Genomic DNA, 25,079 nt, shown 5'->3' on the forward strand with positions numbered 1-25,079 from the left:
TATGAATCAATAAAAAGAATGAAGTTACTAACTTCATTCTTTTTTCAATAATAAGTAGCGTACATAATGATTTAAACATACATGCATACATTTTGTTTTGAAATAATAGTACCGGCTTTTTCTTCTAGTGCTTCATATACTTTTTCTAAAGACGTAATAATTGTTTTTCTTTTTGGATTTGTATTAACAAAATTAATAGCAGCTTCAATTTTTGGAAGCATGCTTCCCGCAGCAAATTGCTGTTCCTCAATGTATTCTTCTAATTGATTCACTGTGACATGCTCTAATTTTTTTTGATTCGGTTGATCATAATTTACATACACATGATCAACTGCAGTTAAAATAACAAGCGTATCGGCATCTACTAATTCTGCTAATTTTTGCGCAGCGAAATCTTTATCGATAACCGCTTCAGTTCCTTTTAGCCCTTCTTCAGAATCAATTACTGGAATTCCACCACCGCCAACAGCTATCACTATATTTCCATCTTCGACCAAAGAATTAATCACTTTATGTTCATGAATACTTACAGGCTTCGGTGATGGAACAACACGTCTCCACCCTCTACCCGCATCTTCTTTAAACACTGCTTTTGTTTCGTCCATTAATCTTCTGGCCTCTTCTTCTGTATAAAAAGGACCAATTGGTTTAGTTGGATTTTTAAATGCCTCATCTTTTTTATCCACAACAACGCGTGTTATAACCGTTGCTACATCTTTTTTTATATTCCGTTTTTTCAATGCCTTTTCAATCGCATTTTCCATCCAATATCCAATCATTCCTTGGCTCATTGCCCCACAAGTATCTAATGGCATTGCAGGTGTCTTTTCCGTTTCTGCAGCTTTTTGCTGCAATAAAATATTCCCCACTTGTGGGCCATTTCCATGTGCAATTACTATATCTACATCATTTTCCATTATTTTCACAAGTTGTTCCGCCGTTTTTTCCAACGCTTCTTGCTGCGCCCCCGCAGTAGCTTTTCCAGACTGTATCGCATTTCCCCCTAGTGCAACTACAATTTTTCTTCGTGCCATATTTCAGCCCTCCAGTTCATTTCGTTTTCACAGAGCTCTATAAAGTAATGCTGCCTGTAATTAATCCATAAATCGCAAAAAATGCTAAAGCACCAATTGCTACGGATGATGCTAATTCCACTCGAGTAAATATTTGCTTCGAACTCTTTTGCTTTTGAACATTGTAAAAAATAAAAATACCTGGCGCATATAAAGTCATTGTTAATAATAGATACTCTAAACCAGCTGCATAAACTAACCAAACGCCATAAATACTTGCTATCAAGCCAATTACTATATTTTTATTTCGATCTACTTCCTCAGAATTTAAGCTATGCTTCAGTTGATAAAATGCTGAAAACGCATATGGAATTAAAATAGCTGAAGATGCTAAAGAGAATGCAAAGTTATACGCCTGATCAGAAACGACGAATGTTAACAAGAACATTTGAATTAAACCATTTGTTATCCATAATGAATTTACTGGAGCCTTATTTTTATTTTCTTTTGCGAACCATTTTGGAAATACTCCATCTTTAGCCGCTAAATATGGAATTTCAGAAGCGAGCAAAGTCCACCCTAACCAAGCACCTAATACAGAGATGACTAAACCTAAATTAATAAAGATAGCACCCCATTTTCCAACAACACTTTCAAATAAATAAGCCATAGCCGGATTTTTCAAACCAGCAATATCTGCTTGTTGCATAAGTCCAAGAGACAATAATGTGATTAAAATGTAAATGATGAGTGTACCAATTAAGCCAATAACCGTTGCTTTCCCTACATCACTTCTATTTTTTGCTCGACTGGATAAAACAACAGCACCTTCTACCCCAATAAATACCCATAAAGTTACAAGCATTGTACTTTTAACTTGGCTGCCAACTGCTCCCCATGAAAAAGAACCAGTTTGCCCCCAAAATCCATCTAAAAACATATCAATATGAAACGCGAAGATTCCTATGACAATAAATACAAATACAGGTACTAATTTTGCGATTGTAGTTACTAAATTCACAAGTGCTGCTGATTGAACTCCACGTAAAATTAACATGTGAACACACCATAATAATACGCTTGCACCAACAATGGACGCTACGTTTTGCCCGCCTTCAAAGATCGGGAAGAAATATCCTAATGAAGAAAACAATAATGTGCCGTAAGCTACATTCCCAAGCCAAGCAGATAGCCAGTATCCCCACGCACTATTAAACCCCATAAAATTACCAAACCCTGCTTTTGCATAGCTAAAAATACCACCATCTAAATCTGGCCGTTTTACAGTTAGATTTTGAAAAGATAATCCAAGTGCAATCATCCCAATTCCTGTTATAACCCAGCCAATAATAATGGCTCCAGCACCAGCACCTTTTGCCATATCACTCGCTAAATTAAAGGCTCCACCGCCAATCATAGACCCCACTACAAGAGCCGTTAATGTAAACAACCCTAGTTTCTTATCTTCACCCATTCCACTCACCTCTCTTTAATTGCAATAACAATACAAAAGCAATAGTGAATGATAGTGTCTAAAGGAGGAGAAAGAAGAAAGGAAGACTCCCTTTCTTCTTTACTCCATGTTTCCTAAAGTAGCTGCCATAACCGCTTTAATTGTATGCATTCTATTTTCAGCTTGATCAAATACTTTTGAATGTTTACTGCGGAATACTTCGTCAGTTACCTCCATTTCTTTCAACCCATATTTCTCATAAACTTCTTCACCATACATCGTTTCGACATCATGAAATGCAGGTAAACAATGTAAGAAAATCACGTTTTCATTCCCTGTTTCTTTAATCATTTTCATATTTACTTGATAAGGTTTCAATAACTTGACACGTTCAGCAAATTTTTCTTCTTCCCCCATAGACACCCATACATCTGTATAAATTACATCTGCATTCGCAACTGCTTCTTCCACATTACTTGTTATCATTACCTGTTCATTATATTTTTTTGCTAAATCTATTACTTCTTGTGCAGGCCATAAAGTTTCCGGTGTACAAATACGTACATCCATTCCAACGATTGCGCCACCAACTAGTAAGCTATTAGCAACATTATTTCGTCCATCTCCAACGTAAACGAGCTTCACATTTTTCAGTTTCCCTACATGTTCTCTAATTGTTAATAAATCTGCTAGTGTTTGTGTTGGATGCCACATATCTGTTAATCCATTCCAAACCGGCACACCAGAATTTTGTGCTAAAGATTCTACAGTTTCATGATTAAATCCACGAAACTCAATTCCGTCAAACATACGCCCTAACACTTTTGCTGTATCCTCTACAGATTCTTTTTTCCCAAGCTGAATATCACCTTTCCCTAAATATTCAGGATTTGCCCCTAAATCTGTACATGCTACTGTAAATGCACAACGCGTACGAGTAGAAGTTTTTTCAAATAAGAGCGCTACATTTTTACCTTCTAAATAATGATGCGGGATACCATTTTTCTTTTTCTCTTTTAATTCTGCTGCCAAATCTAGAAAATATAACAATTCTTCTTGTGTAAAATCTTTTTCTGCTAGAAAGCTTCTTCCTTTTAAATTTGGTCTAGTCATTAACATACTTCATCCCTACTCTCTCCGTTATTTATACTAAATATCTTTACGAACAATTGGCATACTCATGCAACGTGGACCCCCACGACCACGAGATAATTCTGAACTTAGCACCTCAATCACTTCTATACCGTGTTCCCGTAATAACGTATTGGATACATAGTTGCGATCATATGTAACAACTACACCTGGCGCGATTGCTAATGTGTTCGAGCCATCATTCCATTGTTCACGAGCAGAAGCAATTACATCTCCTCCTCCACATGGAATAAGAACTAATTCACTTAAGCCTAATACCTCTTTTAATGCTTCCATTAAAGAAGTACGATGTGTAATTTTAAGAGTTTCCTCATCTAATCCTTTTTCTAAAATATAAATATTCATATTCCCTTTTGGCCCTTGAATAGCTGGGTGAATTGTAAACTTGTCATAATCAACCATTGTAAATACTGTATCTAAATGCATAAATGCTCGGCATTTTGGAATTTCTATTGCTAACACTTTCTTAATTTTATTTTGTCGGCTAAAGAGATTTTTTGCTAAACGTTCAATTGCTTTAGCTGAAGTACGAGCAGATACTCCAATCGCAATTGTTTCTTCATTTAAAATTAGCTCGTCGCCACCTTCAATTGGAAATTTATAATCACGATCTAACCAGATTGGTACATTATGTTTTTCAAATCTTGGATGATATTTAATGATGTACTCCATGAATAATGATTCACGTCTACGCGCTGGTTCTCTCATCTTATTTATCGTTAAGCCATCGCCCACGCTAGCTGCTGGATCACGAGTAAAATATAAATTAGGCATTGGATCTAAGTAAAACGGATAGTGATCTTCCATTAATTCATATAAATGTGTCTTCTTACTTGTTTCAATTTCGTTTTTCCGTACACCGCCCATAATTTTTTGAATTAATTCTTCATTTGAAAAGGAAAGTAAATATTCTTTTAAAGTTTGATGTGCAACATTTACGTCGGCCTGTCCTTCTTTTAAAATACGATCAACAAATTCTTCTCGAAGTTTTTTATCTACTAACGCCTCAGCGGCTAGTTTTTCTAAATAAAGAACTTCAACACCCCGATTGCGTAACGTTTGTGCAAAATAATCATGCTCTTTTTGAATAATTGGTAAGTATGGAATATCGTCAAATAATAATTGCTGTAAATAATCTGGTGTTAAGTTTTCCACTTCTTTACCCGGTCGTTTTAATAAAACCGTTTGTAATTCCCCAATTTCTGAAGTAACATGTATCGGATGCTTCATTTGTTGTACCTCCTTTTAAATATGTTTGATGTCTTACAAGTACATAATAAATGCTACACGCTTTCACCTTTGTGAAATCATCCACATTATCATTGTGAAATATTAAACAAGTTATTTTTTTAAAATCATATTAATTTGTATTTTTATAATAATCCATCCCGATTTTTTAATAAAAAATACATATATTACGCATATATGTTGAATATTTAACTTCCGTATTTACACAAAAATCCTGTTTTTAATAAAAATTAAAAACAGGATTTTGCATCTAAAGAATTAAATTTAATCTTTCTTCTAAAATCTCCCTATCTGATTTCGACTGAGAAATTATAAGGCATGTATCATTTCCACATATACATCCTATTTTTTCTTTCCAATCTAACTCATCAAACAAAACACCAATAACATGTGCATTTCCAGGTAATGTTTTAATAACCATTAATTGATCTACACAATCAATTTTCACAACAACCTCTCGTAATTTTTTCTTTAATTTTATATCAGTTTGTAAATGCTCTTCTGAGAAAATTTTATATATCATCAATCCTTCTTGAGAAGGTACCTTCGTTAAGTTTAACTCACGAATATCTCGAGAAACCGTAGCTTGTGTTACTAATACATCTTTTTTTGCTAACAATTCTACTAATCTTTCTTGCTTCTCTATTTCATACTCTTTTACAAATTGTTTAATTAATCGTTGTCTTTTTTCTTTTTTCATAAAAGACACCCCTTTTAATATTATAGCTCGCTATAAATTTCATCCGAAAGGGACAGAAAAGAATGTTGCGGAAACGTTCATAGTTTCTATCTTTTAACTATAGATATTAAATCTAGCTAAAAAAAGAGAAGAACAGTATTCTGTTCTTCTCTTTTACATTGAAAATCGTTTAATTGTTTGTTTCAATTCTGTTGCTTGTTTCTCTAGATCCTTTAATAATTGATCGATTGCTATCATATTTTTAGATTGTTGCAACGTCACACGTGCTACTTCTTGTGAACCAGCTGACGTTTCTTCAGCAATTGCTGCTACGGCCTTTGTTTGTGCTCCTGTTTGATGAATGTGGTTCACTTGTTCATTCATATAACCACTAATTTGCTTCGTTGCATCCGCTACTTCCATAACACTTGATGACATTTCTTTTAAAATTAATTCCGTAGCCTCCCCACGTTTCGCCTCTTCTTTAGCTATTTTCACTTGTTCTGTCATTTTCATTGCAACTTGTTGTACTTCCTCTTGCATATTTCGTAATAACTGCGATATGTTTCTTGCAGAATGATCACTTTCATCAGCAAGTTTTCGTACTTCTTCCGCAACAACCGCAAAGCCTCTTCCATGCTCTCCTGCACGAGCAGCCTCAATAGAAGCGTTTAGTGCTAATAAATTAGTTTGGCTAGCAATCTCACTCACAACAGATACAATATGTTCTACTTGTTTCATTCTTTCCTCTAACTTCTGTACATTTTGCATTGAATCTTCATTTTCTTTCGCCAATGTTTGAATACCTTGAATTAAAGACGTAAAGACACGCGTACTATGCCCTAAAGCTTGAACCATTTCTGAAGACAACTCATCAGACTGTTTCGCTTTCTCTTCTACTTCACTTGCAATAGAAGTTGTTGTATCAACAGCAGAAACAATTGCCTGAATGGATGCCGCTGATTGCTCAGCGCCAGAAGAAATCTCTGCAAGTGTTTCAGAAACACCTTGTGCTTGTTTCGTTGCTTCGCCTGTTTGTTTTCTAATTTGCTGTACTTGATTGTTTGTATACGAAAATGTTGTATCAATATTTTTTACCATGCCCCTTAAGTTCCCTAGCATCATATTAAATGCAACACTTAAAGATTTAATTTCATCATCAGTCTTCGGTAACGGAACATCTTCACGAATGTCTCCTTCAGCCGCTTTTCTCGCCGCCTCCTCTAACTTTCGAAGCGGTTTAATTAAAAATATGGCTGCTCCATATGCTAAAATTCCAGACCATACTACCCCTAATAACATAACGATAATATTATATGCAGTTTGACTTACATAACTTTGAAAATAATCATATATCACATAAATAAAAAATATACTTGTTGAATATGTAATTAAAGCTAAAACTGTAGTGAATAGCATAAGTTGTGTACGTAAGCCAAAGGAAAATGTCTTCCTTTCTTTTTCCATCTCTTCTTTCCCCCTTTGTATAAGTAATATAAGTAATATAAGTACTACCTATATATTATTATCCATATTTTCATTATAGAAGGATATAGAGATTTCAAAAAATTATTATTTCCTTTAATATCAAATTCACGAAAAAAATAAAGGATTCTGACAATTTGTGACTAATAACAGAAATAAGGGGCAACATTTGTAAAATATATTTTTGACTGGGGGTTTTGTATGATTCAGGTTCGAAATCTAGTAAAATCATTTGGCTCACTTGACGTTTTAAAAGGAATTGATTTAGAAGTACAAGAAAAAGAAGTTGTCGTTTTAATTGGTGCCAGTGGTTCCGGTAAAAGTACATTACTTCGCTGTCTTAACTTTTTAGAAATGTACGATGAAGGTGAAATTCACTTACAAGGTGAACGAATTGATCCAAAGCATTCAAATTTAAACAAAGTCCGCGAAAATGTCGGTATGGTTTTTCAGCACTTTAACCTCTTTCCTCATATGACCTCACTAGAAAACATCATAGAAGCACCTATTCATGTAAAAAAATTAGAAGCAGCAAATGCAAAAGAAATCGGAAATCAGCTTCTGCAAAAAGTCGGCCTACAAGATAAAGCAGATGTAACGCCCCATCTCCTATCAGGTGGTCAAAAACAGCGTATTGCTATTGCACGAGCTCTTGCTATGAATCCTAAAATTATGCTATTTGATGAACCTACCTCAGCTTTAGACCCTGAACTTGTTGGAGAAGTATTGCAAGTTATGAAAGAACTTGCTGAAGAAGGAATGACCATGGTTATTGTTACTCATGAAATGAATTTCGCAAGAGATGTAGCTGATCGCGTCATTTTTATGGATGATGGAAAAATTGTAGAAGATGCTCCGCCAGCACAATTCTTTTCAGCTCCATCACATGAACGAGCGAAACAATTTTTACGTAACGTTTTATAATATAACTTCTGTTTCAAACGAAAAGAAATACATTCATACGGTGCACAACTAATCATCTAAATAAAATATTTCAATAACATACTTAAAACCATCCGTATGATCAATATATAGGAGGGGTTTTATGAAAAGAAAACTATTAACCATTGTTGCGAGTATTACATTATGCACATCCTTTATACTAGGAGCCTGTAGTAAGGAAAGTGCTACTACTTCTTCAAATGGTGAAAAAGAATTTCGTTATGCGATGAGTGGCTTATATAAACCTTTTAACTATAAAGAAAATGACGGAAAACTTGTCGGTTTTGATGTAGAACTAGGTGAAGCACTTGCGAAAAAAATGAATATGAAACCAACCCCTATTACAAATCCATGGGAAACGCTAATCCAAGGTCTCAAAGCGAAAAAGTATGATGTAATACTGGGCAGTATGGCAATTACAGAAGAACGCTTAAAAGCTGTTAATTTCTCAAATCCTTATTATCGTTCTGGTGCCCAAATTTTTGTAGCTAAAAAGAATACATCTATCTCTTCTCCAGAAGATTTAAAGGGTAAGAAAATTGGTGTTGTAAAAGCTAGTACCTTTAAAGACCTCGTTGCAAAATATACAGATCAAATTACAGAATACGATAGCGATATTACTGCACTTATGGACTTAGAGCCTGGACGTATCGACGCAGTAATTACAGATCAAATGGTTGGTTTACGCATGATTAAAGAAGGTAAATCAAATATAAAAGAAGCTGGAAAACCACTAAACCTTGATGAAATGGGAATTGCTATTCGTAAAGATGATAAAGAAATGGTCGAGAAAGTAAATAAAGCTTTAGATGAAATTATTAAAGATGGTACGTATGAAAAGATCAGTAAAAAATGGTTTGGGCGTAATATTCTTGGTGAAGAGGAAAAAACGAAGTAATTTAGCCCTTCAAAGTTTCCATAAATCATGCCCCACTTTGTGTGGGGCATTTCATTCTCTACTAAAATCTATACAATATGAGGTGAAACGCATGTTTGAAATTTTTATCTCTACCTATCCCACACTCTTAAAAGCTACTATTGTCACATTACAATTAACACTAACATCCCTATTACTCGGTTCACTAATTGGATTACTATTCGCTTTCTTTCGAATCTCTAACAATAAAGTTTTAAATAGTATTGCTCACGTATATATCGCCATTATTCGTGGTACACCTTTAATTGTTCAAATCGCCATTCTCTATTTTGGGATTACATCCGTTGTTGTTTTTACTCCTTTTTGGGCAGGAGCCATTGCTTTAGCAATCCACAACGGTGCATATATTACTGAAATTTTCCGAGGCTCTATCCAATCTGTCGATCGTGGGCAAATGGAAGCTGCTCGCTCTCTAGGTATGCCGTATCCTTTAGCAATGCGCCGTATTGTATTACCGCAAGCATTTCGTCAATCTATTCCTCCTTTAGGAAATCAATTTATTATTGGATTAAAAGATTCTTCACTTGTTGCTTACGTAGGATTGTCCGAATTATGGGGGTCAGGTTTATCAATCGCTGCAGGGAACTTCCAACAATTAGATACATATATAATCGTTGGTTTATATTATCTCGTGCTCGTTCTCCTATTCACTTACCTTGTTAATCTTTTAGAAAAACGATTACAGCGAAAAGAAACTAACTCCGTCCAATTCCATACAAAGAACAAAAAGGAAGTTTCTTTATAAAAAAAGCAAGCCTGAGATGGCTTGCTTTTTCACTGCAACATATATCTATTTTTATTGATTTACTTTTTTAATACTCTCTTCTTCCTCTATATGTTCCTCACGATATGAAATATTATGAGGATCTAGCCCATTTCCTAAAGAACCATAGAAATGCTCTCTATGCGGATCCACTAATTCACTTCCTTGATAATACACACGTGGTGTATTCCATAGCGCTGCCAAAGCTTTTGTCATCGGCATCTCATGATAGCGTTCCGGCCACATTTCTTTAATTTTCTCTTTTACTAACGGGTAGTATTTAGAGCTCATAGCAGGGAACAAATGATGTTCTGTATGATATGAGAAATTGAAATGTAAAACGTCTACCCAACGCGGCACTGTTACTGATAAACAGTTTGCTAACGGATCATTTACTGGAACAATTGGATTTAAGCGGTGATTTGTTGCGATATATGCCATTACAATAAAGTTAGCAATTAACAATGGAATCACATATGCAAATAACCATTTTCCAGGTCCCATAATAAACAATAAACTAATCCAAACAGTCCAAGGCAAAAGAAGTTGAAGCCATACAGATTTTTGATTGGATGACTTAAACTCTTTTATAAAATGAAAGAACATTCGAGTCGAATGCAATGTAAATTGAATTGTTAGTGACAGAAAACTAAAGAATGAACGTACATGAAGAGGCATGCGATATACCCAGCTCAAAAACTTACTCTTTTTAAGCTTCTCAAGTGTAGGCCATGCATCTGGATCATTCTCTTCATGTTGTGTATGAACGTGATGCGTTGCATTATGCCACTTTCGCCAAAGTTTAGGACCTGTTGATAATGGCATAAATGCAATCGCTCCTAAGAAATCACGAAGCCATGCCTTTCTTACAACGGTTCCATGTAAAATTTCATGCCCTAAAAACCCAAGTGAAGCAAAACATAATCCAAGAACGATCGCAATTCCTAGATTAGCCCACACATTCAATTCAAATACACCAATCGATATTAACCCCGCCAATGCCACAAGTAAATAAGCCAGTCCGCCAAATAAACGAGTAGGAACTGGTTTAAATGCTTTTTTCGGCAAATGTGGTGATACACGTGCTGCATACCACCCAAACGTATGAAGCTCCTTCATCCTTTTGCCCCTTTCTTATGCCGCGCCTTGCGCAACTTACATATATCAATTCTTGCTTCCAGATTGATTTTACTAGGTGATTAAAAAGCATCTAGTATAAGGAAAATATACTCACTCTATCGTCACTTATTTTTCGCTTTTATTATCAATGAAAAACATTTATCTTTTTACTCTCTATCAACCTTTCCACATGATGAATCATATCAATAGAATTTCTACATTGTCAATAACTTTTATGACCTAGTAATAAAAGTTGGTTATATTTTTATAATTATACTTTATTTCAATAAAGAAAAAACACATATTTTATAAGGTTTCATCTATTATACATATACGTACCTTGACATGCTATAGACTCTATCTTATTCAAGAACTCTCTGTGTAAACAACAAATACACTCACTTAAATTTAAGCTTTACACAACTTCTACCTCTTCATACCAACAAGACCTAATAATTATACTGAAATAATTTTATCTTTCTTTTAAATAAAAATAGCCTTCCTCTAAAACAGCACACATGAATTTCATCTCATATGGAAATATTAAAAGGAAAATTGTTCTAAATCAGGAGGTTTCCTTAATGACAAGCGATACATTTCCACAATTCCCATCATCTTATTGGATTGAATCTACTCAACTCCCTGCTTTTCCCCCTTTATCTGAAAATATAAAGACAAAAGTCGCTATTATAGGTGCTGGTATTACAGGTATTACTACTGCCTATTTACTTGCAAAAGAAGGCATCGATGTTGTATTAATTGATTCTGGCCTTATTTTAAACGGGACGACTGGACATACAACAGCGAAGATAACAGCGCAACATGATCTTATTTATGATGAATTAATAAACCATTTCGGTATGGAAAAGGCCGGGCTTTACTATGAATCAAATAATCATGCCCTACAATTTATTAATGAAACTTTGCAAACATATAAAATCGACTGTAATTTCTCAAATGAAGATTCATATTTATATACAACTACTGATAAGGGATTAAGAAATTTATCGAAAGAATATGAAGCTTATCAAAAATTAAATATACCTTGTGACTATGTTCAATCCCTATCGATTCCAATTCCAGTACAATCTGCACTTGTCATGAAAAATCAAGCCCAGTTTCATCCCCTTCTTTATTTGAAAACGCTTTTAGAAAAGTTTGTGGAGATGGGTGGAAAAGTTTATGAACAAACGACTGCTATGGATGTAGAAAAAGGAGATTCTCCACAAGTCATTACAAAGGACGGACATCGCATTACTTGTGAATATGTTGTCTCTTGTTCACACTTTCCTTTTTATGATGCGAATAGCTTTTTCTTTACGCGAATGTACGCAGAACGCTCTTATGCTCTTGCTATTAAAACAAAAACAGATTATCCAGGTGGCATGTATTTAAGTATTGATGACCCAAAACGCTCCTTACGCTACACAACAAGCAATGGGGAAAAATTAATTTTAATTGGCGGAGAAAGTCATAAAACAGGCCAAGGAATAAACACGATGCTTCATTATGAAGCACTGTATTCTTTTGCAGAAGCAACGTTTGGGGTAGATGAGGTTCCTTATAGATGGTCAGCACAAGATTTAATCACGCTAGATAAGGTCCCTTATATCGGACATATTAACGAGAGCAATCCAAATATATTTGTTGCAACTGGATATCGTAAATGGGGGATGACAACTGGAACTGCTGCCGCTCATTTACTGAAGGATTCCATTCTAAAAGTAGACAGTCCATATAAAGAACTATATGCACCTTCACGCTTTCATGCAAATCCAGATATAAAAACGTTCTTCTCCCAAAACATTGATGTTGCGAAACATTTAATTGAAGGAAAGATTGAAACTGCATTACGTAAGCCAGAAGATCTCGAAGTTGGTGAAGGATCTGTCGTACATGTTAACGGGAAACGAGCAGGTGCTTATAAGGACAAAGATGGAAAATTACATATTGTCGATACAACTTGTACACATCTCGGCTGCGAAGTGGAATGGAATAATGGTGATTGTACTTGGGACTGCCCTTGCCACGGTTCCCGTTTTTCAATTGAAGGAGATGTTATTGAAGGTCCGGCAGATCAACCGTTAAAACGAGTTGATAATGAGTAAATAAATAAAGAAGTTCAACAGAATGACTGTTGAACTTCTTTATTTGCTATAAAACTTTTTCATATAAATCCCGACATAAGAAGGGAAATATTAACATCAAATGAAATAATATATTCATCTACAAATCAAAAGGGGTGAACATTATGCAACCTTCAGCTCCACCTCATCTAGAACCTACAAAAACTATCTTTTCGAACTCTATTACAAAGCTTGTTGTTTTTATTTGTTGGCTAGCCATTCTAGCTGACGGCTATGATTTAGGTATTTACGGGGCCGTTCTGCCTAAGCTACTGGAAGACAACAGCTGGGCACTATCACCAGCTCATGCTGGTACAATTGCAAGCTATGCTTTGTTTGGAATGTTTATTGGCGCTATTCTAGTTGGAACTATTACAGATCTAATTGGACGAAAATGGACACTTATATGCTGTTTAGCACTTTTTTCTACTACAATGGGCCTAGCTGCACTTGCTCCTTCTCCTGAATTATTTGGACTATGGCGATTTATCGGAGGAATTGGACTAGGCGGTGTCATTCCTACAGCTTCCGCACTTACTGTTGAATATTCACCCAAAAAGCGACAATCTTTTATTTATGCTCTTATGTTTACTGGCTATCCTTTAGGTATCGTGTTAGGCGCTATTTTGTCCATGTTTATGTTAGAAGACTTCGGATGGAGAATTATGTTTGGCATCGGAATGATTCCACTACTCCTCATTCCTTTCATTATTCGTTATTTACCTGAATCCATTCAATTTTTGTTATCACGTAACCGCCAAGAAGAAGTGGATAAAATTCTTAATCGTTTTCAAATTGAATTCCATGCAAAAGAGAAAACTCATCAACCCCCATCTAATATACGAAAGAAAAATAGATTTCTTACTTTATTCTCAAAAGAATACATAAAAGCAACGCTGCTTTTTTGGATCACTTATATAATGGGGATGTTTTTAATATACGGTTTAAATACTTGGTTACCTCAGATGATGCGACAGGCAGGATATCCTCTTGGATCTAGTTTATCATTTCTACTTATGCTAAATATTACCGCCGCTATCGGTGCATTATTTGCTGGAGCAATCGCAGATCGTATAGGAGCCAAAATTGTTATTAGCATTTCCTATCTTATGGCAGCTGTATGTATTGGACTATTAACAATTAAACCATCTGTTACAATCATTTATCTTTTAATTGGTCTTGCTGGAATTGGATCGGTCGGTATTACTCAAATATTAAATGCATATGTGACACAATACTTCCCATCCCATATCCGAGCTACTTCCTTAGGCTGGGGACTTGGACTTGGCCGAGTTGGCGCAATTACTGGTCCTATTCTTGTCGGTATTATTATGACAATGCAATATGACTTAGTATGGAATTTTTACTTATTCTCATTTGCAGGTCTTCTTGCAGCTATATCTGTTTTCTTTATTCCTACAAAATAAAAAGAGCACAAACTTACTTGTGCTCTTTTTCGTATACCGCAAACAACATATCTCGAAACAATGTATTTAAACTCTCAATATCGATCCCTGATCCCTTTTCAATTCCTTTTACATATTGCTGATAGTAATGAATTTGTTCTTCTAAAAATTGATTCAACACATCAATTTTTAATCCAACATCTAATTCAGTACCTGCCTTTTTCTTTATTAACAACTGTTCAATTTCATCTAATACGCTACGCTCCAATGATAATTCTGTAATTAATCGATCGAATTCTACAGGAGGCAAAGTTGTTTTCTCCTCTAGCCACTTACAAGCCAAAATAGGACGCAATACATAAAAGTACTTTTTTAATTTTACATTCTCACCTTGCAAAAATTCACGATAATTTTTTGAAGCCATATGTAAGTAATGATATATCGTTGCTTTCGGATCGAAGTTCTTTTCACTCATTTGCTGAAGCTGTTCTGGAAAATTAGAGTTTTTCGAATAAAAAATGGGTGATCGAATCCATTCGAGTAAAGCTGGGTTTGACTTTGCAAATAGTTGTAACGCTTTTTTAATATCCCATCCGCTTATATCTAAATCATCACTAATCGGATACTCAATTACATCTCGTTTATCATGAATGGATAAATACCATTCTACCGGGTGCATATAAACGAATCTAACATCATAATCACTATCTTTTGATGGAAATCCCCATGCACGACTCCCTGACTCCACAGCGAATAAAATTTTCACATCATTTTCTTTCTCAATTCGTTCTAACTCCAACTTAATTTTCTCTCTCATTTCATACCCTCTCCATTTTTTGATTATTTCCTTGGAAATTCGACAAATATATTACTAAGTTTACTACATACTAAAATAGCTGTCAGAAAATTTCCGACAGCCTGTCAAAATTCGTTATTTTTTACTTGTTCTTTTCAGTTACACTAACCGCAATTCGTTCAAACTCTTTTTGGATCTCCTCTTTGTATGCATCTACTTTTGAAAAGTCCATAGCAGCAATATAAATTCGTTCTAATTTATCACGAACTGATTTCGCTTTCGCTAAAAAAGACATCGCCTCATTCATTTTTGCTTTATATTGAATAGAGACGTCACGAATTTCCTCCGCATACTTCTCATCCGTCCCTGGTGTTACAATAAGGGCATACATATCTATAATTTCATCACCTTCGCGGCTCGGAAAATATTCATGTGGTGCGGTGCTATCGAAAATCGCAAACCCTAATTCTCTTACGATCACCATATCAAGACTATTTGGATCAAACCCACAATGATATACTTCAACTTCAAATCCTTTTTCTTCTGCTGCCTTAGCTAATTTTTTGAGCATTGTTGATTTTCCAGAACCTGGGCGTCCTTTTATAAAATAACGATGTGGTAATCCTTCTGTTAAATTAGGAACAAAATCAACTGCTCCTTTCGGTGTAGCTGCTCCTAAAAACCGATGTTTCACAAGCGATTGTTTCCCAACTTTATCTGTAAATAATTTCTGAATGAGCTGCTCGGTTAGTTCGTTCGCTTTATTAAAATCAATATTACTAATATATATTTTCTCCCACTCATCATGTATAACTAATGCCTCGTTAAAACAAGCGTAAGCAGCTTGAAAAGCTTTGCTTGCTTCTGAAACAAATCGTTCAATTTCCACTTTCTGCTTTCTTAACTTATCTGAATCCCAAGCAATTCCTAAATTAATATACTCCTCGACAACTCCTGGCATTTTTGGCTCAATAACATGCGGTGATGTTCCATCAACAATTCCTACTTTTAACTTCGGGATAATGACACCATCAACCGATTTATTATCAGAAGAACAGTGTAAAAATTCAATATCATATCCCTTTTCAACCCATTCACGACCTATTACCTTAATTAAAGAAGATTTTCCCGTTCCAGGTCCACCCTTTAAAATAAATAATCTGTTTAGTCCTTTTAAATTCTCTTCATATAAATTATGAAATCCTCTAGCTGTATTTCCACCAGCATAATAATTCAATACATTCCCTGTCACTGCACTCACTCCTTCGCAGCATTCTATTTACATAAGCTACAATATGCGAGCAACTTTATTTGGGTGAATACCTATTTTGTGTTGCACAGAAAAAGGAAATGAATTACAATTTTATTATCACGAAAATTCCGAACTTTAAATTGAATATACCTTTATCAAGAGAGGCAGAGGGACCGGCCCTTTGAAGCCCAGCAACCTCAGTTTATACAAACTGAATAGGTGCTAATTCCTGCAAAATGCATTGCATTTTGAAAGATAAAACGTAACTATTGTGTGCAAAACTCATCTTTCTTGATTATGAAAGGTGAGTTTTTTATATTTCAAAATATATACTTGGAGGTATTTAAAGTGAAAGTAATTGACCTATCCCAAACATTTGAAAACAATATGTCTCAATTTCCTGGAACACCAAAAATCAATTTAGAAGCCATTACAAGCGTTGAAGAAACAGGTTATCAAGTTACAGATTTTCATTCTGTCGTTCATGTTGGTACACATTGTGATGCTCCTGCTCATTTCATTTCAGGCGCAACGACTATTGATCAATTGCCCCTAGACCAATTTGTAGGTGAAGCTGTTCTTATCGACGTAACTCATGTACAAGAACGAAAACTACCTAAAGAAGTATTACACAATGCTGACATAAAAGAAGGTGATATTGTCATTTTCCATTCCAACCTATCTAATAAATGGAATACAGAAGCGTATGAACAAGAAGCCTTTTATCTTTCCGAAGAATTAGCTGAAGAATTAGTTCAATTAAAAGTAAAATCTGTCGGTTTAGATTTCATTTCTCCTGACGAGGTAACGACAGAAACATCGCCAATCCATCACATACTACTTGGGAATAATATTTATTTAATCGAAAACTTAACAAACTTAGATGCCATTAATGCGAAACGTTTCTTTTTCTCAGCGGCACCTTTAAAAATTAAAAATAGCGACGGTGCTTTCGCAAGAGCATTCGCTGTAATTTTTTAAACAAACTATACAAAAAAGCAAAGATCATCATTGACCTTTGCTTCTATTTCTTTTATTTAAACTAAGAAAGAATTGCTCAACGCGAGGACGTAACCAAGCTAAATAATCTTTCTCTTTCTTCTTTGTACAAGCTATTTCTTCCCCATCGACCATTCCGACAAGTTCTAGCTCTAACAGTTGCCTCGTAAATGCTAACATATTTATTTCTTCTTCCGGATACTCTTCTTTTAATTTCTCCTCAATTTCCCCTAATAAAAAACCGTCACGCATCATTGCCAATGCATCAATCCAAAGTGGCGGCATTTCATATTTTTCTCCTGTAATTGTATCTTTTACAATATAATTCTTTTGCTCTTTTCGAAATTGAATCGCGTGTAAGCATACAGTCGAATTTAATGTTAATTCCATCATACCACCTCTTTCATAATATCTGCATAGAAAAAAGGATGCGCGTGCACCCCTTCTTTTTCTAACACTACCGAACCGTTACATGAATAACAAATCTCATGTCGATATTTTCCTCCATTATAAACGAAGTATTTTATAAAAAAAACCCTTCTCGAAACATTTTATAAAATGTTTATATTTACGCAACAAGAACACTTTTCTGAAAAATATTTTCTTCTAGCGCATTATGCTATCGGTAAAAAAATCTCCACCTTCATTCCTAGCTCTCCGCTACTTTGAATCGCAATACTTCCTTGCTACTCCTCATGATCAATACAAAAACTCTACATATTATCTCATTAAATGATAAGGAAATTACTTTCAGAGCAATCTGTAACCTTATAACGAGAAAAGGAAGGAGATTTCCCCTTCCTTTTCATCACAATTTATATCCACCTTACTCGATCATGTAGCAATCCATCCGTAAAGTCATTTCCACCAACTACAAAATCATTCATATATAAATTCAAATATTCTCCGTACTTACTTTCTGTATTTAATAATAATTCCTCTACATAATAGGCACCTTGTTTAAAGTTATCGAACAGTAAACTACACAAGCCAGCATAAATGCCACATCCTACTTGGAAGTATGTCGCATTCGTTTTATATTTATGAAAAACTTGACTGCTATTCATCACGTTATACATATAGGTCTCGCTATTTTCATAAACGAGTAATACACCGACTAGATCCTCGCCCGCAATCTCTTCTTCGGCTGGATTAAATACTTTACGATTCCAATTCCATAGATCTTCTACCTTATCTAAGTTCTGTCTAATTATATTTGTTGTATACTCGTTAATTCGGTAAAGAAACCCTACTTCCATGTTAAAGTTTTTCCCTAAAATTAAAACTTCCTCATGCGGCATCAAACAACCATAAAATTCTTTCTCTCCCAACTTTACTTTATACTCTGAAGCATATACATCTTCATAAAAGTAAAGAGGACGATGATGACTCATATACATCGGATAACTCCATATCGCTTCATCTAGAAATCGCTCTACTGCCCATGAAGCATACAGTGTATGAGGCTTTATAAGTGCTGTATCATTCAAAAATGACGTATCATGTTCTACTATATAGCATGCTCTTGGCTTTTCATTCGGGCGTTCCTTCATAAGTTCAACAACCATCCATTGAACGACACCTGGATTCATACCTGAGCCTATAATTGCTTTTGTATTTTTAAATTTATCTTTTTCCTTCTCAAATCTCGTATATCTTTCCGTAAGCTGAAAGCCGATTAAACTATCGTCCTGATCTACTGCCTCGTTTTCCAAAGCTGAATTAATATAACAAATTCCAAGTTCATTACAACAGCTTAATACTCTGATCGTATCTGCCCCTGAAACATCAATCACAACGCTCGTACTACTTTCTTTTAAATGTTTTTTAAATGTCACTACATCTTGGAGATCTATTTCGGATAAAAACAATTGATCTTCCAAATTTGGAAACAACTCGTCATAATACGTCCTATCTTTTTGTTTTATATCAACCAAATAAAATGTAACATTCTTTATCACTTCATAAATCGGGTCTTTTTCATTTACTATCGCTTGATTTAAAATCGCTAAAACTGCTTTTGCTGCTCCACCAGCACTACCAAGTAATGTAATCGATAACGAATTTGGAAACTGCTCCACCAACAAAACCCCTTTAATATATTAGTTAAGCAGTTCTCCCTCAAAAAAATAAATTGAATACATCAAAAGATAGCTCGTACATATTCTTTATAATTTAGTACAAAATTTCCTCTTCAACAGTCATACTAACATATTTATATTCAATTCATTTTTCCCCTCATATTCAGATCAAGCTAAACAAATAGGCTCGACCTTTTCTTCTGCATATAAAAGAAAAAGCCAGCCCTTTCAATTAACTTACGGACAATGGACAGATTTTACATGTTGAATATTTACATACATTTTCGCATCACGCGCTTTTAATATTTCAATATGCCCTTCATCAATCTTCGCCATCTTTCCGATTTTATTATATTCCTCACCTAAATCGAACACCATAATTTTTCCAGACATTTTAATAAGTTGTTCTTCAAACGTTCGAGCTAACGTAATATTTAAGGGATTCACGGGGAGTTCATTTTTATTGAGGGCGTAAGGCACTTGATTTTCTTTATACGGAATTAACCATTTCAAGTGTTTTAAAGATATATATACAGTTTTATAAACTGGACTATAAAAAACAATATAATCGTTCATTACACTTGTAACATACCCATGTATTGGAGCATTTCCTGCTACATAAATTTCCGTAAAAATCCCTTTGGAAGTACTTAATACTTTCCTCAAAGAAATTGAAGGTGACTCTCTCTTAATTACAGAATCCACATCTGGTTTTAAGATTTCTTCATCATGTGATCGTAAAAATTTATAATATTGTACATGGTATAAAGATATATATACGTAGTCTTGTCCATTGTAAAGAACAACGATATCATTTCCTACGTCTATTAATACACCTTTAAACCTTTTTTCACCAATTAATTTAACATATATATTTTCTCCAATACTTTTGTTTAACTCATTCATCTATATCCTCCTTCCTATGAATTTCTTCTTTCCTGTCTTTCATTTCTAAAAAAATAATCAGGGCAAAGTTCTGTTTTAATAGTAAGTAATTCCTTTTCATACTATTGAAATAAGAAATTGTTCTTCTCTTTCCCTCATAATGCCCCTCTTATTTATTAAACATTATTCATCTTCATTCTTTTTACATTTAACTACTTGACTCACACTCTTAATATGAGACTTAACTACATAAATCACTTCATCGCAGTTTACTAGTGTAATGCAGCCATGGTGTACCTCACTTAACAAACCTTCCACACATTCTGGACCACCACGATTAATTTTTACCCACTTATACTTCAAGTCTTTTAATATATCTAGAAAAGTATCCTCATCAGAGCAGAAACATGAACTATAGCAATCACCACATTTACTTTCTTTTACTTTCTTAACTAGACTCTTCACATGCTTCAAGTGATAATATACTAATTCACCATGTGGTAATTGTAACGTTAGATAATCTTTGCCTAACGATACAAGCTCACCAACTCGACTTTCTGGTCCGCGAAGGTTTACTTTGACAGTCTCACCAACTAAACATTTAATTTGGTCACAACATAATACATTCTCCAATTTCGTATCCCCCTTTCTTATTATCTTCCTCTACTTGATTGTCTTTGTGCACGAGCACGACCTGAATTATTGCTACTTTCCTTACTATCGTCGCTCTCATCGCTCTCTCCACAAGCTAAAGCATTATAGTTAACACTTTTAATATGCTTTATTGCAATTAAGATAATTTCTTCTTTTACGATTAATGTTACGAAGTCACAAGAAACATCTTGTAAAATGCCTTCCACTTTCTCTGGACCACCGCGATTAATTTTCACCCAGCAATATTTGAAACTTTCAAGCAGTTCTTCAAAGTCTTCTGCACAGGCGCAATCTTCCCACTCGCAATCACTTGATCCACATTCTTTCGCATTTTTTGTGATACTCTTTAGATGTTTAAGTTGATAGTAATAAAGTTCACCTTTTTCATTCTGCAATACGAAGTAGTCCGGACATACTGATATTATTGTTCCTTTTTGAGATTCTGGACCACCCCTGTTTACTCTCACAAAAGATCCAATTAAGTCTTTCAAAAAATCACAATGAAATAAACTCACGAGAAAACCCCTTCCATTAATTTATAAGCTTTTGCACTGATAGTATATGTATCTGTACAGGTTACGTTCTCTATGTTTGTCCTAGCTAGAAAAAAATATGCTTTTAACATGGTAGACTACTACCTATCAAAATTTGAGGAAAGGCTAAGAACTCCTTATGCTTTTAATATCTTTAAACAAAAAAATCCCTTATGAAAATACATTTCTGCATATCTTCATAAGGGATTTCCCATAGTTTAATCTTCGTCTTTAACATCCATATCTTCTGGAATTGGTTCGTTCAATATTTCTTCCACTAATTGCTTATATTTCTCCATTTGTTCTAAATGTGTATTGAATTGTTCTTTATTTAATAAATATTGCTCTCCATCAAATAGTGCACGAATTTTCTTTTGCTGAATTAACTCTTCAATATACGACTTTGGTAAATTCAAATACTCCGCAGCTTCTTCTACTGTTATATACAACTCGTTCATTCCTTTATTATTTTTTCCTATATACTGTATCTTACTTTATTTTTGTAAACAAATAAAAAAGATTTTGTAAATGCAACCTAAAAAGCAGGTAGATGCATTCCATATATTGTATAATAGTGTATAGTAAGAATTTTTTAAATATAGAATGGTATTACCCATTTACACAAAGGAGAGTTAACATATGGCTACTCGTCACATCATTACAATGTTAGAAAAAACATTACAAATTGAAACAGAAAACACAATTTCTCATTTAACTGCATCTTTATCTGATCGTATTCTTTCTCAAAGCGTAGCAATACAGGAAAACAATTGTTACCATACAATTGGAGAATGGTACAAAAATCATTTCTTATTCCAACAAGATGATTTCCTTTGGGCTAAATACGTTTTCTATGACGCATATTGTGAGGAAATAAAAAAACAAGGTCATCTTACAAAACGTGTTCGCCAAATATTAGAATCATTAGCTCGAATGCATGGAAAACAGTACATTGCTTCTATATTAAACATGCCATTTCCTAACGAACGAGCTAAAGGAACAGCATAATGTAATACAGTTCTGCGTCAGCAAAACATAGATTCATTATTTTCTAGGGAGATTTATAAATAAAACGTTCATGTCACATGAACTGATGAAACCGGTGTCATTATAATGATTGAAAATATAGTAAACAGGAAAACCCCCATTTACTTCTCTCGTCATTCGAATAGAGAAGTAAATGGGGGTATACTTGTTCCTTTACTATTTCATCATCTGCTTAATCAATTCTCGATTTCTCTTCTTAAATACCTCATTATGCGAAGAAACCATTCCATACTCACTTGCATCTGGCTGAATAAATTGTTTCGCTTTATTCACAGCATTTCCAGCATCTTGGAATGCTCCCGCAATTAAGTGTAATTTTCCTTCATGCTTTAAAATATCCCCAGCAGCATATAATCCGTCTACTGAAGACTCACTATTTGCATTCCCTGCAATATAAAAATTATCTATAATCGCAACGTCTAACTCACTATTTTCTAATAATGTAATGTCACGTTCATATCCATGATTAATAATAACTTCATCAATAGGTAAATGAGAAACTTCACCTGTCTCATGATTCGTTAATTCTACATATTCAATCGCTTCATGACTATCACCAGCAATTAATTTTGTAATCGATGTATGAAAGAAACACTCAGCTGAGCTGTTCAGCAGTTGCTTCACTTGTGCTTCATGACCAGATAATTCTTCTTTTCTATATGTTACATATACTTTTTTCGCGATTGGTTCTAATTCATTTGCCCAATCAACGGCAGAATTTCCTCCGCCGGAAATAATGATCGTTTTATCTTTGAAACGCTTTAAAGACTTCACTGTATAATTTAAATTCGATACTTCAAATCGCTCAGCACCTTCAATTGATAACTTTTGTGGTTTCAATATACCACTTCCAGTTGCCACAATAACTGTTTTTGAAAAGTGTTCTTTTCCATCGTTTGCTTTTAACGTAAAAGTGCCATCTTTATTACGAATAATCGATTCTACTTTTGTATTTAATACAACTTCCGGCTGAAATGTTAACCCTTGTTGTACAAGTTGCTCAATTAATTTATCACCTGTAACTGGTAATAGTCCTCCTACATCCCAAATCATCTTCTCTGGATAAACATGTATTTTTCCACCTAGCTGTGGTTGAAATTCTATTATTTTCGTTTTCATTTCTCTGAGTCCACTATAAAAAGCTGAATAAAGCCCTGCAGGTCCTCCGCCTATCACAGTTACATCAAACAATTCTTCTCGATTCATTCGTGCTCACTCCTCAGCTACTAATCATTGATTATCATTCTCAATAAAATATAACCTGTTTCCGCAAAATTTACAATTAAAATTACTATTGACAATACAACTAGATAAAATTATATTATTTAATGAATCAATAGTGATAATCATTATCAATTTGTTAATAATTAGAAAATTTGAGATTACATCTTCTTTTATTAGTATGGTTAATACTATATTGTGACATCTCACATTCAAAACACATTCAAAATTTTTAATAAACATTTTGTATTACCACTACTCTTTCAAAAAGATTGCAGTTAAACAAATTATTGTATACACATATCATCTATTTAAAGGAGACAGACGATGAAAAAGTTATTTATTTCACTAACAGTTCTTTTCGTCCTTGTTATGAGCGCTTGTAGCAATGGCTCTACAGACAAAAAGAACGATGCAAAAGGTAGTAAATCAGAAACCATTACATACCAATCTGAAAATGGTAAAGTAGAAGTTCCTGCAAATCCAAAACGCGTTGTTGTTTTATCATCATTCGCTGGTAACGTAATGTCATTAGGTGTAAATCTTGTTGGGGTAGATTCATGGTCTAAACAAAACCCACGTTTTGATAGCAAACTTAAAGACGTTGCTGAAGTATCAGATGAAAATGTTGAAAAAATCGCTGAACTAAATCCAGATTTAATCATCGGTTTATCAAATATTAAAAATGTTGATAAGTTAAAGAAAATCGCTCCTACTGTAACATACACTTACGGAAAAGTTGATTACTTAACACAGCATTTAGAAATTGGTAAGTTATTAAACAAAGAAAAAGAAGCAAAAACTTGGGTTGATGACTTCAAGAAACGTGCACAAGAAGCTGGTAAAGAAATTAAAGCAAAAATCGGTGAAGATGCTACAGTTTCTGTTGTAGAAAACTTCAACAAACAGCTTTATGTATACGGCGAGAACTGGGGCCGCGGAACAGAAATTCTGTACCAAGAAATGAAATTAAAAATGCCTGAAAAAGTAAAAGAAAAAGCATTAAAAGAAGGTTACTACGCATTATCTACTGAGGTATTACCTGAGTTTGCTGGTGATTACTTAATCGTAAGTAAAAACAAAGATACTGATAACTCATTCCAAGAGACAGAATCATATAAAAACATCCCAGCAGTAAAAAATAATCGTGTATACGAAGCAAACATGATGGAATTCTATTTCAACGATCCACTTACATTAGATTTCCAACTAGACTTCTTCAAGAAGAGCTTTCTTGGTAAATAATACAAACATGAGGAATTCTTATTTTAAGAATTCCTCTTCCTTT

Annotated in this window: 24 protein-coding genes, 1 pseudogene and 1 riboswitch; of the genes and pseudogenes, 8 read left to right on the forward strand and 17 right to left on the reverse strand. The window is 34.3% G+C overall.

What is annotated here, in order from left to right; translation table 11 throughout:
- Positions 1-71 precede the first annotated feature (71 nt).
- The 7 genes and pseudogenes from arcC to BAQ46_RS31770 form a co-directional block, all read right to left on the reverse strand.
- Complete coding sequence (gene arcC / locus BAQ46_RS24985; protein ID WP_071743004.1) at positions 72-1,034, reverse strand: carbamate kinase; 963 nt, start codon at positions 1,032-1,034, stop codon at positions 72-74.
- Positions 1,035-1,071: 37 nt separating this feature from the next.
- On the reverse strand, positions 1,072-2,487 hold the full coding sequence (gene arcD, locus BAQ46_RS24990) for an arginine-ornithine antiporter (RefSeq protein ID WP_000503407.1): 1,416 nt from the start codon (positions 2,485-2,487) through the stop codon (positions 1,072-1,074).
- 99 nt (positions 2,488-2,586) lie between these two features.
- A complete protein-coding gene (gene argF / locus BAQ46_RS24995; protein ID WP_002163765.1) occupies positions 2,587-3,585 on the reverse strand; it encodes an ornithine carbamoyltransferase in 999 nt (332 codons plus the stop codon).
- A gap of 30 nt (positions 3,586-3,615) precedes the next feature.
- The gene (gene arcA, locus BAQ46_RS25000; protein ID WP_000682336.1) at positions 3,616-4,848 is read right to left on the reverse strand and encodes an arginine deiminase; all 1,233 of its coding nucleotides are present in this window, start codon (positions 4,846-4,848) and stop codon (positions 3,616-3,618) included.
- A 268-nt stretch (positions 4,849-5,116) separates the two neighbouring features.
- Entirely contained in the window at positions 5,117-5,566 is a 450-nt protein-coding gene (gene argR / locus BAQ46_RS25005; RefSeq protein WP_000711840.1) for an arginine repressor, read from the reverse strand.
- A gap of 153 nt (positions 5,567-5,719) precedes the next feature.
- Entirely contained in the window at positions 5,720-6,670 is a 951-nt protein-coding gene (locus BAQ46_RS25010; protein WP_404978333.1) for a methyl-accepting chemotaxis protein, read from the reverse strand.
- A pseudogene (locus BAQ46_RS31770) lies at positions 6,662-7,012 on the reverse strand (HAMP domain-containing protein); the annotation flags it as partial. The pseudogene BAQ46_RS31770 and the gene BAQ46_RS25010, both read right to left, overlap by 9 nt.
- 219 nt (positions 7,013-7,231) lie before the next feature.
- Between BAQ46_RS31770 and BAQ46_RS25015 the strand changes: the two are divergent.
- From BAQ46_RS25015 to BAQ46_RS25025, 3 genes are all read left to right on the forward strand, one after another.
- Positions 7,232-7,954, forward strand: coding sequence for an amino acid ABC transporter ATP-binding protein (locus tag BAQ46_RS25015; RefSeq protein WP_000616944.1), 723 nt, complete (start codon positions 7,232-7,234; stop codon positions 7,952-7,954).
- Between the two features lie 121 nt (positions 7,955-8,075).
- The gene (locus BAQ46_RS25020; RefSeq protein ID WP_000823738.1) at positions 8,076-8,870 is read left to right on the forward strand and encodes an ABC transporter substrate-binding protein; all 795 of its coding nucleotides are present in this window, start codon (positions 8,076-8,078) and stop codon (positions 8,868-8,870) included.
- Positions 8,871-8,961: 91 nt separating this feature from the next.
- The gene (locus BAQ46_RS25025) at positions 8,962-9,654 is read left to right on the forward strand and encodes an amino acid ABC transporter permease (protein ID WP_000461541.1); all 693 of its coding nucleotides are present in this window, start codon (positions 8,962-8,964) and stop codon (positions 9,652-9,654) included.
- A 51-nt stretch (positions 9,655-9,705) separates the two neighbouring features.
- On the opposite strand, the gene desB is transcribed toward BAQ46_RS25025, so the two are convergent.
- A complete protein-coding gene (gene desB / locus BAQ46_RS25030; protein ID WP_000661225.1) occupies positions 9,706-10,791 on the reverse strand; it encodes a Delta(10) desaturase DesB in 1,086 nt (361 codons plus the stop codon).
- 581 nt (positions 10,792-11,372) lie between these two features.
- On the opposite strand from desB, the gene BAQ46_RS25035 reads away from it, so the two are divergent.
- Positions 11,373-12,899: an FAD-dependent oxidoreductase gene (locus tag BAQ46_RS25035; protein ID WP_000199956.1), complete on the forward strand. Its 1,527-nt coding sequence runs from the start codon at positions 11,373-11,375 to the stop codon at positions 12,897-12,899.
- 143 nt (positions 12,900-13,042) lie between these two features.
- Positions 13,043-14,344, forward strand: coding sequence for an MFS transporter (locus BAQ46_RS25040; RefSeq protein ID WP_071743006.1), 1,302 nt, complete (start codon positions 13,043-13,045; stop codon positions 14,342-14,344).
- Positions 14,345-14,357: 13 nt separating this feature from the next.
- Here the strand turns inward: BAQ46_RS25040 and BAQ46_RS25045 are convergent, their stop codons facing one another.
- Positions 14,358-15,140, reverse strand: coding sequence for a nucleotidyltransferase domain-containing protein (locus BAQ46_RS25045; protein ID WP_071743008.1), 783 nt, complete (start codon positions 15,138-15,140; stop codon positions 14,358-14,360).
- Positions 15,141-15,261: 121 nt separating this feature from the next.
- Positions 15,262-16,371 carry a PRK06851 family protein gene (locus BAQ46_RS25050; protein WP_071743010.1) on the reverse strand — a complete coding sequence of 370 codons (1,110 nt, stop codon included), beginning with the start codon at positions 16,369-16,371 and terminating at the stop codon, positions 15,262-15,264.
- 149 nt (positions 16,372-16,520) lie between these two features.
- Positions 16,521-16,633, forward strand: a riboswitch (SAM riboswitch).
- A gap of 86 nt (positions 16,634-16,719) precedes the next feature.
- Between BAQ46_RS25050 and BAQ46_RS25055 the strand changes: the two genes are divergently transcribed.
- Positions 16,720-17,352 (forward strand): cyclase family protein, encoded by a 633-nt coding sequence (locus tag BAQ46_RS25055; RefSeq protein WP_000862960.1) that lies wholly within the window; start codon positions 16,720-16,722, stop codon positions 17,350-17,352.
- A gap of 27 nt (positions 17,353-17,379) precedes the next feature.
- On the opposite strand, the gene BAQ46_RS25060 is transcribed toward BAQ46_RS25055, so the two are convergent.
- From BAQ46_RS25060 to BAQ46_RS25085, 6 genes are all read right to left on the reverse strand, one after another.
- Positions 17,380-17,760 (reverse strand): hypothetical protein, encoded by a 381-nt coding sequence (locus BAQ46_RS25060; RefSeq protein ID WP_000424100.1) that lies wholly within the window; start codon positions 17,758-17,760, stop codon positions 17,380-17,382.
- A gap of 425 nt (positions 17,761-18,185) precedes the next feature.
- Positions 18,186-19,451 (reverse strand): hypothetical protein, encoded by a 1,266-nt coding sequence (locus tag BAQ46_RS25065; protein ID WP_000434741.1) that lies wholly within the window; start codon positions 19,449-19,451, stop codon positions 18,186-18,188.
- Between the two features lie 237 nt (positions 19,452-19,688).
- Positions 19,689-20,357 carry an LSm family protein gene (locus BAQ46_RS25070; RefSeq protein WP_001004282.1) on the reverse strand — a complete coding sequence of 223 codons (669 nt, stop codon included), beginning with the start codon at positions 20,355-20,357 and terminating at the stop codon, positions 19,689-19,691.
- A 162-nt stretch (positions 20,358-20,519) separates the two neighbouring features.
- Positions 20,520-20,969, reverse strand: coding sequence for a spore coat protein (locus tag BAQ46_RS25075; RefSeq protein WP_000432501.1), 450 nt, complete (start codon positions 20,967-20,969; stop codon positions 20,520-20,522).
- Positions 20,970-20,989: 20 nt separating this feature from the next.
- Positions 20,990-21,505, reverse strand: a complete 516-nt coding sequence (locus BAQ46_RS25080; protein WP_000051521.1) for a hypothetical protein — start codon at positions 21,503-21,505, stop codon at positions 20,990-20,992.
- A 236-nt stretch (positions 21,506-21,741) separates the two neighbouring features.
- The gene (locus BAQ46_RS25085; RefSeq protein WP_001004507.1) at positions 21,742-21,981 is read right to left on the reverse strand and encodes a helix-turn-helix domain-containing protein; all 240 of its coding nucleotides are present in this window, start codon (positions 21,979-21,981) and stop codon (positions 21,742-21,744) included.
- Between the two features lie 181 nt (positions 21,982-22,162).
- On the opposite strand from BAQ46_RS25085, the gene BAQ46_RS25090 reads away from it, so the two are divergent.
- Positions 22,163-22,531: a hypothetical protein gene (locus BAQ46_RS25090; protein WP_000235473.1), complete on the forward strand. Its 369-nt coding sequence runs from the start codon at positions 22,163-22,165 to the stop codon at positions 22,529-22,531.
- A 195-nt stretch (positions 22,532-22,726) separates the two neighbouring features.
- Here BAQ46_RS25090 and BAQ46_RS25100 read toward each other — a convergent pair whose 3' ends face one another.
- Positions 22,727-23,776 carry an NAD(P)/FAD-dependent oxidoreductase gene (locus BAQ46_RS25100; protein ID WP_001078293.1) on the reverse strand — a complete coding sequence of 350 codons (1,050 nt, stop codon included), beginning with the start codon at positions 23,774-23,776 and terminating at the stop codon, positions 22,727-22,729.
- Between the two features lie 342 nt (positions 23,777-24,118).
- Between BAQ46_RS25100 and BAQ46_RS25110 the strand changes: the two genes are divergently transcribed.
- Positions 24,119-25,036 (forward strand): iron-hydroxamate ABC transporter substrate-binding protein, encoded by a 918-nt coding sequence (locus BAQ46_RS25110; RefSeq protein WP_000732578.1) that lies wholly within the window; start codon positions 24,119-24,121, stop codon positions 25,034-25,036.
- Positions 25,037-25,079 lie beyond the last annotated feature (43 nt).

Origin of the sequence: Bacillus paranthracis (assembly GCF_001883995.1) — a bacterium.
GTDB classification, from domain to species: domain Bacteria; phylum Bacillota; class Bacilli; order Bacillales; family Bacillaceae_G; genus Bacillus_A; species Bacillus_A paranthracis.

Coding starts and splice junctions, on each gene's coding strand:
- BAQ46_RS25025 (WP_000461541.1), top strand. CDS start 8,962: ATGTTTGAAATTTTTATCTCTACCTATCCCACACTCTTAAAAGCTACT.
- BAQ46_RS25035 (WP_000199956.1), top strand. CDS start 11,373: ATGACAAGCGATACATTTCCACAATTCCCATCATCTTATTGGATTGAA.
- BAQ46_RS25020 (WP_000823738.1), top strand. CDS start 8,076: ATGAAAAGAAAACTATTAACCATTGTTGCGAGTATTACATTATGCACA.
- desB (WP_000661225.1), bottom strand. CDS start 10,791: ATGAAGGAGCTTCATACGTTTGGGTGGTATGCAGCACGTGTATCACCA.
- BAQ46_RS25060 (WP_000424100.1), bottom strand. CDS start 17,760: ATGGAATTAACATTAAATTCGACTGTATGCTTACACGCGATTCAATTT.
- BAQ46_RS25090 (WP_000235473.1), top strand. CDS start 22,163: ATGGCTACTCGTCACATCATTACAATGTTAGAAAAAACATTACAAATT.
- BAQ46_RS25015 (WP_000616944.1), top strand. CDS start 7,232: ATGATTCAGGTTCGAAATCTAGTAAAATCATTTGGCTCACTTGACGTT.
- arcA (WP_000682336.1), bottom strand. CDS start 4,848: ATGAAGCATCCGATACATGTTACTTCAGAAATTGGGGAATTACAAACG.
- BAQ46_RS25070 (WP_001004282.1), bottom strand. CDS start 20,357: ATGAATGAGTTAAACAAAAGTATTGGAGAAAATATATATGTTAAATTA.
- argF (WP_002163765.1), bottom strand. CDS start 3,585: ATGTTAATGACTAGACCAAATTTAAAAGGAAGAAGCTTTCTAGCAGAA.
- BAQ46_RS25040 (WP_071743006.1), top strand. CDS start 13,043: ATGCAACCTTCAGCTCCACCTCATCTAGAACCTACAAAAACTATCTTT.
- BAQ46_RS25100 (WP_001078293.1), bottom strand. CDS start 23,776: ATGAATCGAGAAGAATTGTTTGATGTAACTGTGATAGGCGGAGGACCT.
- BAQ46_RS25045 (WP_071743008.1), bottom strand. CDS start 15,140: ATGAGAGAGAAAATTAAGTTGGAGTTAGAACGAATTGAGAAAGAAAAT.
- arcC (WP_071743004.1), bottom strand. CDS start 1,034: ATGGCACGAAGAAAAATTGTAGTTGCACTAGGGGGAAATGCGATACAG.
- arcD (WP_000503407.1), bottom strand. CDS start 2,487: ATGGGTGAAGATAAGAAACTAGGGTTGTTTACATTAACGGCTCTTGTA.
- argR (WP_000711840.1), bottom strand. CDS start 5,566: ATGAAAAAAGAAAAAAGACAACGATTAATTAAACAATTTGTAAAAGAG.
- BAQ46_RS25085 (WP_001004507.1), bottom strand. CDS start 21,981: ATGAACGAGTTGTATATAACAGTAGAAGAAGCTGCGGAGTATTTGAAT.
- BAQ46_RS25110 (WP_000732578.1), top strand. CDS start 24,119: ATGAAAAAGTTATTTATTTCACTAACAGTTCTTTTCGTCCTTGTTATG.
- BAQ46_RS25010 (WP_404978333.1), bottom strand. CDS start 6,670: ATGATGCTAGGGAACTTAAGGGGCATGGTAAAAAATATTGATACAACA.